14 protein-coding genes are annotated in these 13,093 nt (G+C 71.0%); 4 read left to right on the top strand and 10 right to left on the bottom strand.

Going from position 1 to position 13,093, the window contains the following annotated elements; translation table 11 throughout:
* Window position 1: 1 nt before the first annotated feature.
* Window positions 2-1,042: a zinc-dependent alcohol dehydrogenase family protein gene (locus ACLL9L_RS16600; protein ID WP_411285765.1), complete on the bottom strand. Its 1,041-nt coding sequence runs from the start codon at window positions 1,040-1,042 to the stop codon at window positions 2-4.
* Window positions 1,043-1,120: 78 nt separating this feature from the next.
* Between ACLL9L_RS16600 and ACLL9L_RS16595 the strand changes: the two genes are divergently transcribed.
* Window positions 1,121-1,915: a formate/nitrite transporter family protein gene (locus ACLL9L_RS16595; RefSeq protein WP_411285764.1), complete on the top strand. Its 795-nt coding sequence runs from the start codon at window positions 1,121-1,123 to the stop codon at window positions 1,913-1,915.
* 25 nt (window positions 1,916-1,940) lie between these two features.
* On the opposite strand, the gene ACLL9L_RS16590 is transcribed toward ACLL9L_RS16595, so the two are convergent.
* Complete coding sequence (locus tag ACLL9L_RS16590; RefSeq protein WP_411285784.1) at window positions 1,941-3,497, bottom strand: ABC-F family ATP-binding cassette domain-containing protein; 1,557 nt, start codon at window positions 3,495-3,497, stop codon at window positions 1,941-1,943.
* 204 nt (window positions 3,498-3,701) lie between these two features.
* Here ACLL9L_RS16590 and ACLL9L_RS16585 point away from each other — a divergent pair, with 204 nt between their 5' ends.
* From ACLL9L_RS16585 to ACLL9L_RS16575, 3 genes are all read left to right on the top strand, one after another.
* A complete protein-coding gene (locus tag ACLL9L_RS16585; protein ID WP_411285763.1) occupies window positions 3,702-4,823 on the top strand; it encodes a lipid II:glycine glycyltransferase FemX in 1,122 nt (373 codons plus the stop codon).
* Between the two features lie 3 nt (window positions 4,824-4,826).
* Window positions 4,827-5,867: an alanine racemase gene (locus tag ACLL9L_RS16580; protein WP_411285762.1), complete on the top strand. Its 1,041-nt coding sequence runs from the start codon at window positions 4,827-4,829 to the stop codon at window positions 5,865-5,867.
* 104 nt (window positions 5,868-5,971) lie between these two features.
* On the top strand, window positions 5,972-6,940 hold the full coding sequence (locus tag ACLL9L_RS16575) for a neutral zinc metallopeptidase (RefSeq protein ID WP_411285761.1): 969 nt from the start codon (window positions 5,972-5,974) through the stop codon (window positions 6,938-6,940).
* Window positions 6,941-6,955: 15 nt separating this feature from the next.
* On the opposite strand, the gene ACLL9L_RS16570 is transcribed toward ACLL9L_RS16575, so the two are convergent.
* The 8 genes from ACLL9L_RS16570 to sufB all read right to left on the bottom strand — a co-directional run.
* Window positions 6,956-7,666 carry a Vms1/Ankzf1 family peptidyl-tRNA hydrolase gene (locus tag ACLL9L_RS16570; RefSeq protein ID WP_411285760.1) on the bottom strand — a complete coding sequence of 237 codons (711 nt, stop codon included), beginning with the start codon at window positions 7,664-7,666 and terminating at the stop codon, window positions 6,956-6,958.
* Between the two features lie 13 nt (window positions 7,667-7,679).
* Window positions 7,680-8,036, bottom strand: coding sequence for a metal-sulfur cluster assembly factor (locus tag ACLL9L_RS16565; RefSeq protein WP_411285759.1), 357 nt, complete (start codon window positions 8,034-8,036; stop codon window positions 7,680-7,682).
* 3 nt (window positions 8,037-8,039) lie between these two features.
* Window positions 8,040-8,582 (bottom strand): Fe-S cluster assembly sulfur transfer protein SufU, encoded by a 543-nt coding sequence (gene sufU / locus ACLL9L_RS16560; protein ID WP_411285758.1) that lies wholly within the window; start codon window positions 8,580-8,582, stop codon window positions 8,040-8,042.
* A complete protein-coding gene (locus ACLL9L_RS16555) occupies window positions 8,582-9,898 on the bottom strand; it encodes a SufS family cysteine desulfurase (RefSeq protein WP_411285757.1) in 1,317 nt (438 codons plus the stop codon). The genes sufU and ACLL9L_RS16555 overlap by 1 nt, the downstream gene beginning before the upstream one ends.
* An 11-nt stretch (window positions 9,899-9,909) precedes the next feature.
* The gene (gene sufC / locus ACLL9L_RS16550; protein WP_411285756.1) at window positions 9,910-10,686 is read right to left on the bottom strand and encodes a Fe-S cluster assembly ATPase SufC; all 777 of its coding nucleotides are present in this window, start codon (window positions 10,684-10,686) and stop codon (window positions 9,910-9,912) included.
* 8 nt (window positions 10,687-10,694) lie between these two features.
* Complete coding sequence (locus tag ACLL9L_RS16545) at window positions 10,695-11,105, bottom strand: non-heme iron oxygenase ferredoxin subunit (RefSeq protein ID WP_411285755.1); 411 nt, start codon at window positions 11,103-11,105, stop codon at window positions 10,695-10,697.
* On the bottom strand, window positions 11,102-12,331 hold the full coding sequence (gene sufD / locus ACLL9L_RS16540; RefSeq protein WP_411285754.1) for a Fe-S cluster assembly protein SufD: 1,230 nt from the start codon (window positions 12,329-12,331) through the stop codon (window positions 11,102-11,104). The genes ACLL9L_RS16545 and sufD overlap by 4 nt, the downstream gene beginning before the upstream one ends.
* Window positions 12,331-13,093 (bottom strand): Fe-S cluster assembly protein SufB (gene sufB, locus ACLL9L_RS16535; RefSeq protein ID WP_411285753.1); only part of this gene is annotated, 763 nt, incomplete at its 5' end. The genes sufB and sufD, both read right to left, overlap by 1 nt.

Genomic DNA, 13,093 nt, shown 5'->3' with positions numbered 1-13,093 from the left:
GTCAGCGGCTGAGGGCGACCACGGTCAGGCCCGGTGACGCCGCAGGCCCGCCCAGCTCTGCCAGCGCCCGACCCGCCTCGCCGAGACCGATCACCCGTCCGACGAGGTCGCGCGGCCGCAGCGCCCCCGAGATGATGAGGTCGAGCATCGGGGGGTAGTCGCTCGCCGCCATCCCGTGCGACCCGTGGATCACCAGCTCGTGGGCGATGACGAGGTCCATCGGCAGGGGCGGGCTCGCTGCCGGGCCGAAGAGCAGCCCCACCTGGACGTGCCGGCCGCGTCGGCGCAGGCTCCGCACCGACGCCGCCGCCGTCTCGGCCGACCCGATGGCGTCGATGGACACGTGCGCCCCGCCCCCGGTCAGGTCGCGCACGGCGGCCACCGGGTCGCTCGCCGACCCGTCGACGACGGCCTCCGCACCGAGCTCGCGGGCCCGCCCCAGGGCCGCCGGTGACACGTCGACGGCGACGACCCGGGCACCGCGAGCCACCCCGATCATCACCGCGGACAGGCCGACCCCGCCGCAGCCGTGCACCGCCAGCCAGTCGCCGGCGCCGAGTCGCCCGTGCGCCGTCAGGGCGCGGTAGGCCGTGGCGAAGCGACACCCGAGCGACGCCGCGGTGACGACGTCCACGTCGTCGGGCAGGGCCACGAGGTTGAGGTCGGCCGCGTGGATCGCCACCCGCTCGGCGAACGACCCGGGCCCGGTGAAACCCGGCTGGGTCTGGTCGGGGCACACCTGCGCGTCACCGGCGAGGCAGTAGCCGCACACCCCGCACCCGCACACGAACGGCACCGTGACGCGCTCCCCCACCCGCCAGCGCGTCACCCCCACGCCGACCTCGGCCACCGTCCCGGCGAGCTCGTGCCCGGGGATGTGCGGCAAGGCCACCGGGTCGTGCCCCTGCCAGGCGTGCCAGTCCGACCGGCATACGCCCGTCGCGCCGACGGCGATGACGACCCCACCGTCAGGGCACACCGGGTCCGGCACGTCCACCAGCGAGGGGACGACCCCGTATGCCGGGTAGCTCACTGCTCTCATGACGCCCCTCGGGCGCTGCTGACACCGTGCACGTCGCCAACTCTGCCACCCCGCGCGCGGATCGGGCAGGATCACCACATGAGCGAACACGACGTCAACGTCAACGAGGACGAGATCGACGAGGCGGTCGACCGCATCGTCGCACTGGGCAAGCCGCGGCTTCACCGGTCCTTCCCGATGCAGGTCCTCACCGGCGCCGTCGCCGGTGGCGAGATCGGCTTCGGCATCCTCGCGCTGCTCGTCGTGGAGGAGGCGACCGGAAGCAAGCTGCTGGGCGGGTTCGCGTTCGCCATCGGCCTGCTCGCGCTGCAGCTGGGGCACAGCGAGCTGTTCACCGAGGGGTTTCTCGTGCCCGTGACCACCGTCGCTGCCAAGGAGGGCACCGTCGCCCAGCTGCTGCGGCTGTGGGCCGGGACGTTCCTCGGCAACGTGGTGGGCGGCTGGGCCTCCCTCGGCCTGATCGTCCTGGGCTTCCCCAGGCTGCATGCCATCCTGGTCGAGAACGGCACGGTGTATGCGGACGCCCGGCTCGGGTGGGGCTCCCTCGCCCTCACGCTGCTGGCCGGAGCGGCCCTGACCCTGATGACCCGGATGCACAACGGGACCGACGACGACGTCGCCAAGTCCATCGCGACCGTGGCGATCGCGTTCGTGGTGGCCGGGACCGGCGTCTACCACTGCGTGCTGGACTCGTTGTTCATGTTCGGGGCAATCCTCACCGGGGACGCGTCCTTTGGCTATGTCGACTGGCTCGGCTTCGTCTGGTGGGCCGTGCTCGGCAACATGGCCGGCGGGATCTTCCTGGTGACCGCCACCCGACTGGTCCGCAGCCGGGAACAGCTGCAGGACAAGCGCGAACACGCCGATCCGTGAGCCGGGGGCCGCGGTGGCCGGCGGATCAGGCGAGGGAGATGAGGTCCAGGTAGTCCGGGCCCCAGAGGTCCTCGACACCGTCCGGGAGCAACAGGATCCGCTCCGGCTCGAGCGCCTGGACGGCGCCCTCGTCGTGGGTGACGAGGACGACGGCGCCCTTGTAGGTCTTCAGCGCCCCGAGGATCTCGGCGCGCGAGGCCGGGTCGAGGTTGTTGGTGGGCTCGTCGAGGAGCAGGACGTTGGCCGCCGAGACGACGAGCATGGCCAGCGAGAGCCGGGTCTTCTCGCCACCGGAGAGCACCCGGGCGGGCTTGTCGACGTCGTCACCGGAGAAGAGGAACGAGCCCAGCGTCTTGCGGACGTCGGTCTCCCCGAGCTGGGGCGCGGCGCTCTTCATGTTCTCCAGGACGGTCCGCTGGATGTCGAGGTTCTCGTGCTCCTGCGCGTAGTAGCCGAGCTTGAGCCCGTGGCCCGGCTCGACCTCGCCGGTGTCGGGCGGGTCGACGCCGGCGAGCATCCGCAGCAGCGTGGTCTTTCCGGCGCCGTTGAGCCCCAGGACGACGACGCGCGAGCCGCGGTCAATGGCCAGGTCGACGTCCGTGAAGACCTCGAGCGAGCCGTAGGAGCGTGACAGCCCGGACGCGCGCAGCGGCGTCTTGCCGCAGGGCGCCGGCTCCGGGAAACGCAGCTTGGCCACCTTGTCGTGCACGCGCTCGCCCTCGATGCCGGCGAGCAGCCGCTCGGCGCGGCGGGCCATGTTCTGGGCCGCGACCGCCTTGGTCGCCTTCGCGCGCATCTTGTCGGCCTGGGCCATCAGCACGCCAGCCTTCTTCTCGGCGTTCTGGCGCTCCCGCTTGCGGCGGCGCTCGTCGGTCTCGCGCTGGGCGAGGTAGGGCTTCCAGCCGATGTTGTAGATGTCCATCTCGGCGCGGTTAGCGTCGAGGTGGAAGACCCGGTTGACGATGGTCTCGAGCATCAGCACGTCGTGGCTGATGATGACGAGCCCACCCTTGTAGGACGTGAGGTAGTCGCGCAGCCAGCCGATCGAGTCGGCGTCGAGGTGGTTGGTCGGCTCGTCGAGCAGCAGCGTCTGCGCCCCGGAGAAGAGGATCCGGGACAGCTCGACCCGCCGCCGCTGACCACCCGAGAGGGTCCGCAGCGGCTGGCCGAGGATCCGCTCCTCGAGCGAGAGCGCCGACGCGATGCTGGCGGCCTCGGACTCCGCGGCATACCCGCCCTGCGCGGTGAACTCGTCGTCGAGGCGGGAGTATCGGCGCATCGCCTTCTCGTGGACGACCTCGTCCTCGGACGCCATCAGCTTCTCGGTCTCACGAAGGTTGCGGAGGATGCTGTCGAGGCCGCGCGCGGAGAGGATCCGGTCGCGGGCGAGGACCTCGAGGTCTCCGGTGCGCGGGTCCTGCGGGAGGTAGCCGACCTCGCCCGAGGAGGTCACCTCCCCGGCCGCCGCCTGGCCGTCGCCGGCGAGGACCTTGGTGAGGCTGGTCTTGCCCGCCCCGTTGCGGCCGACGAGCCCGACGCGGTCGCCCTCCGCGATGCGGAAGGTGGCCCCGTCGAGAAGCATTCGCGACCCAGCACGAAGCTCGATCCCGGTGGCGGTGATCACGGCAGTATTCCTTTGCGTCGTCTGCCGCACATCGTCACGGCTGAACTTCTGGTCACCCCCATTTTGCCAGTTCTCGCGCCGCCCTTCGACCGCGGCGACGGGACGGGGTCGGCGGGCGGTGGGTTCGGGCAGTGGACGTCGACTCGGGTAGCCTCGCTCAGCGTGACCAGCAGCCCCGTGACCATGCGTCCGATCTCCCCGGAGGAGCACCTGTCCTTCGTCGCGGCCAGGTCCGGCAGCTTCCTGCAGACCCCGGCGTGGGGGCGGCTGAAGAACGACTGGAGGAGCGAGTCGCTGGGCTGGTTCGCCGGTGCGGAGATGGTCGGCGCCGCCCTGGTGCTCTACCGGCAGCTGCCCCGCGTCAAGCGCTACCTCGCCTACCTCCCGGAGGGGCCGGTCACCGACTGGGACGCGCCGGAGCTGCTCGACGTGCTGCGGACGCTGCGCGACCACGTCAAGGCGCAGGGGGCGTTCGCCCTGCGCGTCGGCCCCCTCGTGCCCGTCCACCGGTGGCACGCCCGCACGATCAAGACGGCGATGGCCGACGAGGCCGTCACGGCGTTGACGCAGGTCGCGCCCGACGTCACCGATGAGCGCGGCGTGCGGCTGCGCTCGACGCTGACGCGGCTCGGCTTCAGCCACCTCGCCGCCGAGGACGGGTTCTCCGCCGGTCAGCCGCAGTTCGTCTTCCAGGTGCCGCTCGAGGGGAAGAGCGAGGACGACCTCCTCACCGGCATGAACCAGCTCTGGCGGCGCAACATCAAGAAGGCCACCAAGCTCGGCGTCGAGGTCACCCGTGGGGGCGTCGAGGACCTGCCGCTGTTCCACTCCGTCTATGCCGAGACGGCCGAGCGCGACCACTTCATCCCGCGGCAGCTCGGCTACTTCCAGCGGATGTTCGAGGTGATGCTCGCCGAGGACCCGGACCGGATCCGGCTCTACCTCGCCCGGCACGAGGGTGACGTCGTGGCCGCCACCACGTGGGTGCGGGTCGGCGGGCACACCTGGTACTCCTACGGCGCGTCGACGGCCGAGAAGCGGGAGGTCCAGGGATCGACCGCGATCCAGTGGCAGATGATGCGGGACTCCGTCGCCGCCGGCGCCTCGGTCTACGACCTGCGCGGCATCACCGACACGATCGACGCCGACGACCCACACATCGGCCTGATCCGTTTCAAGGTCGCCACGGGAGGCGAGGCCGTGGAGTATGTCGGCGAGTGGGACCTACCGTTGAATCCGTTGCTCTACAAGGCTTTCGACATCTACATGAAACGGCGGGGCTGAGCCGTGGCGCTCGTCTTCCACGTCGACGGGCCGCGCTGGCGTAGGCACCTCTCCCGCACGGTCACCGCCAACCCGGGGATCGTGCCCGTGACCAAGGGCAACGGCTACGGCTTCGGCCTCGACCGGCTCCTCGCCGAGTGCGCCCGCCTGCACGGGTCCGACGGGGTCGGCATGATCGCCGTCGGCACCCACACCGAAGCGCCCCGGGCGTTGGCCGGCTTCCCCGGCGACGTCCTCGTCATGGAGCCCTACCGGCCCGTGCTGCACCAGGACCTCGCCGGTCTCGACGCCCCCGCACTGGTCCACACCATCGCCTCGCCGGATGACCTCGTCGACCTGGTCGACCGGGTCGAGCGCCCCCGCGTGGTCCTCGAGGGGCTCACCTCGATGAACCGCCACGGTATGCCGCGCGAGCAGCTCCACGCGGCCCTGGCAGACCTCGACGGTATCGATGCGGACCTCGTGGGTGTCACCCTCCACCTGCCCCTCGGGACCGGTCAGCTGGCCGAGGCCGAGACGTGGCTGAGGGAGTTCGACGTCACGACGTGGTTCGTGTCGCACGTGCGTCCCGCCGAGCTCGCCAGCCTGCGCCAGCGCCACCCCGAGCGCGTCATCCGCCCCCGCATCGGCACGTCCCTCTGGCTCGGCGAACCGGCCGCCCTGAGCGTGCGGGCCCACGTCCTCGACGTGCGCGAGGTCAGCTCGGGAGACCGGGCGGGCTACCGCCAGCGCCGGGTCAGGGACGGACATCTGCTCGTCGTCAGCGGCGGCACCGCTCACGGGGTCGCCATGGAGGCCCCGACCGCCGCCTCGACCCTGCGCCAGCGGGGCATCGCCGTCGCCGAGGGCCTGCTCCAGGCGGCCGGGAGGATCCGTGCACCCTTCACCGTGTCGGGCCGGGACACGTGGTTCGTCGAGCCCCCGCACATGCAGGTCAGCCTGATCACGCTGCCGGGCGGGGCCGTCCCACCTCAGGTGGGTGACGAGGTCGAGGTGCGCGTGCGGCACACGACCATGCACGCGGACGACGTGGTCCTCTCGTGAGGAGAGCCGGGCCGCCCCCAGCTGCCTCGTGACCCGTTCCCGCGGCTAGGATTCGGGGCGTCACGACGACGGGCCCCGGCGCCCCGCGCAGCAGGAGGATCTGGATGAGCTTCAACGACAACGTGCAGCTGGACACGTCCCAGGTCAGCAGCGGGGGCAGTTCCGGCGGAGGGTTCGGTGGCGGTGGGGGCGGCAGCTTTCCCGGCGGCATCCAGGTCGGCGGCGGCATCGGTGGCCTGATCGTCCTCGTCCTGATGTTCGTGTTCGGGGGCAATGCCCTGGGCGGCAGCGGCACCCAGGACCCCGGCGTCGCCCCCCAGAACCAGGGCAGCTCGCTCAACCCCTCCCAGGTCGCGGCCGGTGGGACCCAGTCCTCGTCCGGGTTCTCCCAGTGCAGGACTGGCGCAGACGCCAACAAGAGCGACCAGTGCCTCGTCATCGCGACGGTCAACAGCGTGCAGGCCTACTGGGCCAAGGCCCTGCCGACGTACGGAAAGCAGTACGCCATGGCCAACACCGTCCTCTACTCCGGCCAGACCCAGTCCGCCTGCGGCACCGCCTCAAACCAGGTCGGGCCCTTCTACTGCCCCCTCGACAAGCTCGTCTACATCGACGCCGGGTTCTTCCAGGAGCTGCAGTCGAAGTTCGGCGCCGACGGGGGGCAGCTGGCCAAGGAATACGTCATCGCCCACGAGTACGGCCACCGCGTCCAGGACATCCTCGGCATCCTGGGCAAGGCGCAGAACGACGCGCAGGGCGCCGCGTCCGGGTCGGTCCGGCTCGAGCTGATGGCCGACTGCCTTGCCGGGACGTGGGTCAAGCACGCGACCGAGACCACGGACGCCAACGGCACGGCCTACCTCAAGCCGATCACCCAGCAGGACATCACCTCCGCCCTGTCCGCGGCGTCGGCCGTCGGTGACGACCGGATCCAGCAGGCGACCCAGGGTCGGGTGACGCCCGAGACCTGGACCCACGGCTCCAGCGCGGCCCGGCAGAAGTGGTTCGGCGCGGGTTACTCCACCGGCGACGTCAACAAGTGCAACACCTTCGGGGTCGCCAACCCCGAGTAGTCCGCCCGGTCACCGTCAGTCGGGCTCGGTGAGGGTGACCCGCACCGCCCGGCCCCGCCGCAGGGCCTCCTCGAGGACAGCTCGCTTCGGGTCGGGCAGGTCGTAGAGCTCACGACGGGGGAGGTCGCCCAGCACCCGCAGCCCGGTCTCCTCGAGCACCTGCGCGGCCAGCGCCCGATCCCCCCCGATGACGAGCCCCCTGGGTATGCCGGGTGCTCCCCTGCGGGGTGAGGCGTCGCCTCCGAGCAGGATTCGCAGCGCATGGCCCGCGACCGCCTCCACAAGCGCGTCGGCCTGGTTGCCCCGCCGTCGGGCGAAGCGTTGCTGGGACCAGCCCCCCGCAGCGGTCCGGGACTGGACGTGCCGGGTGCCGACCTTGCTCGCCACGAGGACCACCGGCCGGGATCCCGGAGACGTCCGGCCCTCCCCTGGCGACACCTCTCCGAGATCGGCCCCGGGACCGGGCCGGGGCCGCTTGCCGACCTCCTCCCCGGGCCCATCCACTGCTGCAGCAAGCCCCACGGCATACCCGCCGCGGCGGACGAGGACGAGCCCGAGGGGGACGTGCCCGAAGTGCTCGAACCGTGCCGTTGCCCCGTCGCCCCCGGTCGCGGAGACGACGACGACGCCGTCCGTCTGCACGGAGGCGCCGTCATGGCGTTCGCCGAAGCCGGCGACCCAGCGCTCGAGCCGCTCGGGGGCCACCTCGATGAGGCGGGTCGTCACCCGGTGCGGCGGATCAGAGGTTGAAGCCGAGGGCGCGCAGCTGCTCGCGGCCGTCGTCGGTGATCTTGTCCGGGCCCCACGGCGGCATCCACACCCAGTTGATCCGGTAGCCCGTGACGAGGCCCTCGAGGGCCTGGGTGGTCTGGTCCTCGATGACGTCGGTCAGCGGGCACGCCGCGGACGTCAGCGTCATGTCGATGATCGCCTGGGACTGCGAGTCGACGGTGATGCCGTAGACGAGGCCGAGGTCGACGACGTTGATGCCGAGCTCGGGGTCGACGACGTCGCGCATGGCCTCCTCGACGTCCGCGACGTTGGGCGGGGCCGACCCGGCGGGTGGGGCGGTGGTCTCGGTGGGGGTCTCCGGCATGGGTCAGCCCTTCTCTCGGTGGCTCGAGGTGGTGGAGGTGTGGGAGGCGGCGGTGCCAGAGGCTGTGGCGACAGCGGTGGTGGCGACAGCTGCGGCGGTCACCGAGATGTCGACGCCGGCCCGGGCCAGGGCGTCGGTGAAGGCGGTCCAGCCGAGCAGCGCGCACTTGACGCGGGCGGGGTACTTCGAGACGCCGCCGAAGGCGACCCCGTCGCCGATGATGTCCTCGTTGCCGGCGTCCTCGCCCTTCGACGTGAGCATCCGGCGCATCGCGGCGAAGGTCTCGAGGGCCTGCCCGACGGTCCGCCCGGTGACCTCCTCGGCGAGCACCGACGCGGAGGCGACCGAGATGGAGCAGCCCATGGCGTCGTAGGACAGATCCGTCACCGTGGCGCCGGCACCCTCGCCGGCCAGGTCGACCCGCAGGGTCACCTCGTCGCCGCAGGTCGGGTTGACGTGGTGCACCTCGGCGTCGAAGGGCTCACGCAGGCCGACGCGGTGCGGCCGTTTGCAGTGCTCGAGGATGAGCTCCTGGTAGAGGTCCATCAGTCGTCCGTCCCGAAGATCGCCGGCACCCGGTCGAGCGCGGAGAGCAGCACGTCGACCTCGCCGAGGGTGTTGTATGCCGCGAAGGTCGCCCGCGTCGTCGCCGCCACCTTGAGCGCCCGGTGCAGTGGCCACGCGCAGTGGTGTCCCACCCGGACGGCCACGCCCTCGTTGTCCAGGATCTGCCCGACGTCGTGGGCGTGGACACCGTCGACGACGAACGCGACCGCGGAGCCGCGTTCGGCTGCGCCGTCCGGTCCGACGACCCGGACCCACGGGCGCTGGGCCAGGCCCTTGAGCAGGTGCTCGCTCAGCTGCTGCTCGTGGGCGAGGACGCGGTCCATGCCGAGGGCGGTGAGGTAGTCGACGGCGGCGGCGAGTCCGATCGCCTGGGCGGCCATCGGCACGCCGGCCTCGAACTTCTGCGGCACGGGGGCGTAGGTCGAAGCCTCCATGGTGACGGTCTCGATCATCGAGCCGCCGGTGAGGAAGACCGGCATCTGGTCCAGCAGCTCCGGACGGCCCCAGAGGACGCCTATGCCGAGCGGGCCGAAGAGCTTGTGACCGCTGAACGCGAGGAAGTCGACACCGAGGTCGGCGACGTCGGTGGCGAGGTGCGGCACCGACTGGCAGGCGTCGAGCACGACGAGCGCGCCGCGCTCGTGGGCCCGGGCCGTCAGCTCCCTGACGGGGTTGACGGTGCCGAGGACGTTCGAGACGTGGGTGAAGGCGACGACCCTGGTCCGGTCGGTGAGCAGCGTGTCGAGTTCACTGAGGTCGAGCCGACCGTCCGGCGTGACCGGGATCCAGCGGAGCGTCGCGCCGGTGCGGCGCGAGAGCTCTTGCCACGGAATGAGATTGGCGTGGTGCTCCATCTCGGTGACGAGGATCTCGTCCCCCGGACCAAGGGAAAAACGGGAGCGCGCCTCGTCGGCGCCACCCGGCATACCGCCTCCACCGCCGCCGTGCGTCGCGTTGGAGAACGCGTAGGCGACGAGGTTGAGCGCCTCGGTGGCGTTCTTGGTGAAGACGACCTCGTCGTGGTGCGCCCCGATGAAGGCGGCGATCGTGGCCCGGGCCGACTCGTAGGCCTCGGTGCCCTCCTCGGAGAGCTGGTGGGCGCCGCGGTGGACGGCCGAGTTGTGCCGCTCGTAGAACGCGCGCTCGGCGTCGAGGACGGAGGTCGGCTTGTGCGACGTTGCCCCCGAGTCGAGGTATACCAAGGGCTTCCCGTCCCGCACGGTGCGCGTCAGGATGGGGAAGTCGGCCCGGATCCGGGCGACCTCCTCATCGCTGAACGGCAGTGCGGTCGTCATGACGGCCGTGCTCAGACCGAGCTCGCCGCGGGCCGCGCGGCCGTCAGGAAACGGTCGTAGCCTTCGTCCTCGAGGCGGTCCGCGAGCTCCTCGCCACCCTCCTCGACGATCTTGCCGTCGACGAAGACGTGGACGAAGTCCGGCTTGATGTAGCGCAGGATCCGCGTGTAGTGCGTGATGAGCAGCACCCCGACGTCGCTACCCTCCTTGACCCGGTTGACGCCCTCGGCCACGACCTTGAGGGCATCCACGTCGAGCCCGGAGTCCGTCTCGTCGAGGATCGCGATCCGCGGGTGGAGCAGCTCCATCTGGAGGATCTCGTGGCGCTTCTTCTCGCCACCGGAGAAGCCCTCGTTGACGTTGCGCTCCGCGAAGGCCGGGTCCATCCGCAGGGCCTCCATGGCGCCCTTCATCTCCTTGACCCAGGTGCGCAGCTTGGGGGCCTCGCCGTCGATGGCGGTCTTCGCGGTGCGCAGGAAGTTCGAGACGGTGACCCCGGGGACCTCGACGGGATACTGCATCGCGAGGAACAGCCCTGCGCGGGCGCGCTCGTCCACCTTCATCGCGAGGACGTCCTCGCCGTCGAGGCTCACGGTGCCGCCCGTGACGGTGTACTTCGGGTGACCGGCGATCGAGTAGGCGAGCGTCGACTTGCCCGAGCCGTTGGGGCCCATGATCGCGTGCGTCTCGCCGGACTTCACGGTGAGGTCGACGCCGCGGAGGATCTCCTTGGTGCCGTCCTCGATGTCCACCGTGACGTGCAGGTCGCGGATCTCAAGAGTGGTCATGTCGGGTTTCACTTCTCCAGGTCATCGTTGGTGACCACGCGGGTCGTGGGGGGGTTCACGGGGGGCGTGCCGCCCGTGTGCACGGAGACGAAGACGTCGTCACCGTCGATCTTCACGGGGTAGACGGCGACGGCTCGCGTCGCCGGGGGGCCGGACGGTGCGCCGGTGCGCAGGTCGAAGCGAGAGCCGTGGAGCCAGCACTCGAGGGTGCAGCCGTCGACCTCGCCCTCGGACAGCGAGACGTCGGCGTGGGTGCACCGGTCGTCGAGCGCATGGATGCCGCCCTCACTGTCCCGGACCATCGCGACGAGGACGCCGTCGACGTCGGCCTGGGCGACCGCCCCGGGGGTGAGGTCGTCGACGCGACAGACGAGCACGTAGCCCTCGTCCACCAGCGATGCCGCGGGCTGGGCACTCATCCGACGACTCCGGCCCGCTCCGCCTCGACGAGCTCGGCCTCGATGTCGTCACTCAGGCGGTCGCGCAGCGCCGGCACGGGGATCTGGTTGATGATGTCGATGAGGAACCCGCGGACGACGAGGCGACGGGCCTCTGCCTCCGGGATGCCGCGCGCCTGCAGGTAGAACAGCTGCTCGTCGTCGAAGCGGCCGGTCGCCGAGGCGTGGCCGGCACCGACGATCTCACCGGTCTCGATCTCGAGGTTCGGCACCGAGTCCGCCCGCGCCCCATCGGTCAGGACGAGGTTGCGGTTGAGCTCATAGGTCAGGGTGCCCTCGGCCGCGGCGCGGATCAGGACGTCGCCGACCCAGACCGTGTGGGCGCCCTCGCCCTGCAGGGCGCCCTTGTAGGTGACGTGGCTCGTGCAGTTCGGCGTGTTGTGGTCGATGAAGCTGCGGTGCTCCAGGTGCTGGCCGGCGTCCGCGAAGTAGACGCCGAGCAGCGTCGCGTCGCCGCCGGGCCCGGCATACTTCACGTTCGCGTTGACGCGCACGATCTCGCCGCCGATGGTCACCGAGATGTGCTTGTATGCCGCGTCGCGGCCCACCAGCGCATCGTGCTGACCCAGGTGCAGGGCGCCGTCGTCCCAGTGCTGGACGCTGACGATCGTCAGCGAGGCACCGTCTCCGACGATGACCTCGACGTTGCCCGCGTGCTCGCCGCTGCCCCGGTGGTCCAGGACGACGACGGCCTTGCTGTGGTGCCGGGCCTCGATGACGTGGTGGGCGTTGCTGCGCCTGCCGGCCGTGGCCGTGACGAGCACGGTGACCGGGTCGGTCAGCTCGACCTCGGCCGGGATCATGACGTGCAGCGCCTCGCCGGTGTTGGCGCTCGCGACGGCGGCGGCGCGGTCGGCGGGGACGAGCACGGTGCCCCGCGGGGCCTGGCCCGGCGCAAGCGTGCCGACGACGACCTCCGGCGGCGCCGTCACGTCGTAGGACGCGGCATCCTCCTCGGTGGCGGTGTCGCCGAGCAGTGCGTGCAGCCGGTCGACCGGCGTGAAGCGCCACTCCTCCTCGCGGCCGCTCGGCATCGGGAAGGCGGCGACGTCGAAGGACGTCGTGCGCTCGGCACGCGACTGGTCCGGGATGTATGCCGCCGCCGAGTCGGTGTGCCCGGCCTGCCCGTTCGCCGCGGGGCCGCGGGTCCCGGTGGTCGTGGGGTTTGACTTCTCCAACAGCGGCATCAGCCGACTGCTCCTTCCATCTGCAGCTCGATCAGGCGGTTGAGCTCGAGGGCATACTCCATGGGCAGCTCGCGGGCGATGGGCTCGACGAACCCGCGCACGATCATCGCCATGGCCTCCTCCTCGGTCATCCCGCGGGACTGGAGGTAGAACAGCTGGTCCGCGGACACCTTGGAGACCGTGGCCTCATGGCCCATCTGCACGTCGTCCTCGCGGACGTCGACGTAGGGGTAGGTGTCGGAACGGCTGATGTTGTCGACGAGCAGCGCGTCGCAGCGCACCGTCGACCTGCTGTTCGTGGCGCCCTCCATGACCTGGACCAGGCCCCGGTAGGACGTCCGACCGCCTCCACGGGCGACCGACTTCGAGACGATCGTGCTCGAGGTGTTCGGTGCCAGGTGGACCATCTTGGCGCCGGCGTCCTGGTGCTGGCCCTCGCCCGCGAGAGCCACCGACAGGGTCTCGCCCCTCGAGTGCTCACCGAGCAGGTAGACGGCGGGGTACTTCATCGTCACCTTGGAGCCGATGTTGCCGTCGATCCACTCCATCGTCGCGCCCTCCGCGCAGGTGGCGCGCTTGGTGACGAGGTTGTAGACGTTGTTGGACCAGTTCTGGATCGTCGTGTAGCGGACCCGCGCGTTCTTCTTCACGATGATCTCGACCACGGCGGAATGCAGCGAGTCCGACTTGTAGATCGGGGCGGTGCAGCCCTCGACGTAGTGCACGTCGGAGCCCTCGTCGGCGATGATCAGGGTGCGCTCG

The organism is Lapillicoccus sp. (genome assembly GCF_046595215.1).
Classification (GTDB): domain Bacteria; phylum Actinomycetota; class Actinomycetes; order Actinomycetales; family Dermatophilaceae; genus Lapillicoccus.
This window is presented reverse-complemented; position numbering and strand designations above follow the sequence as displayed.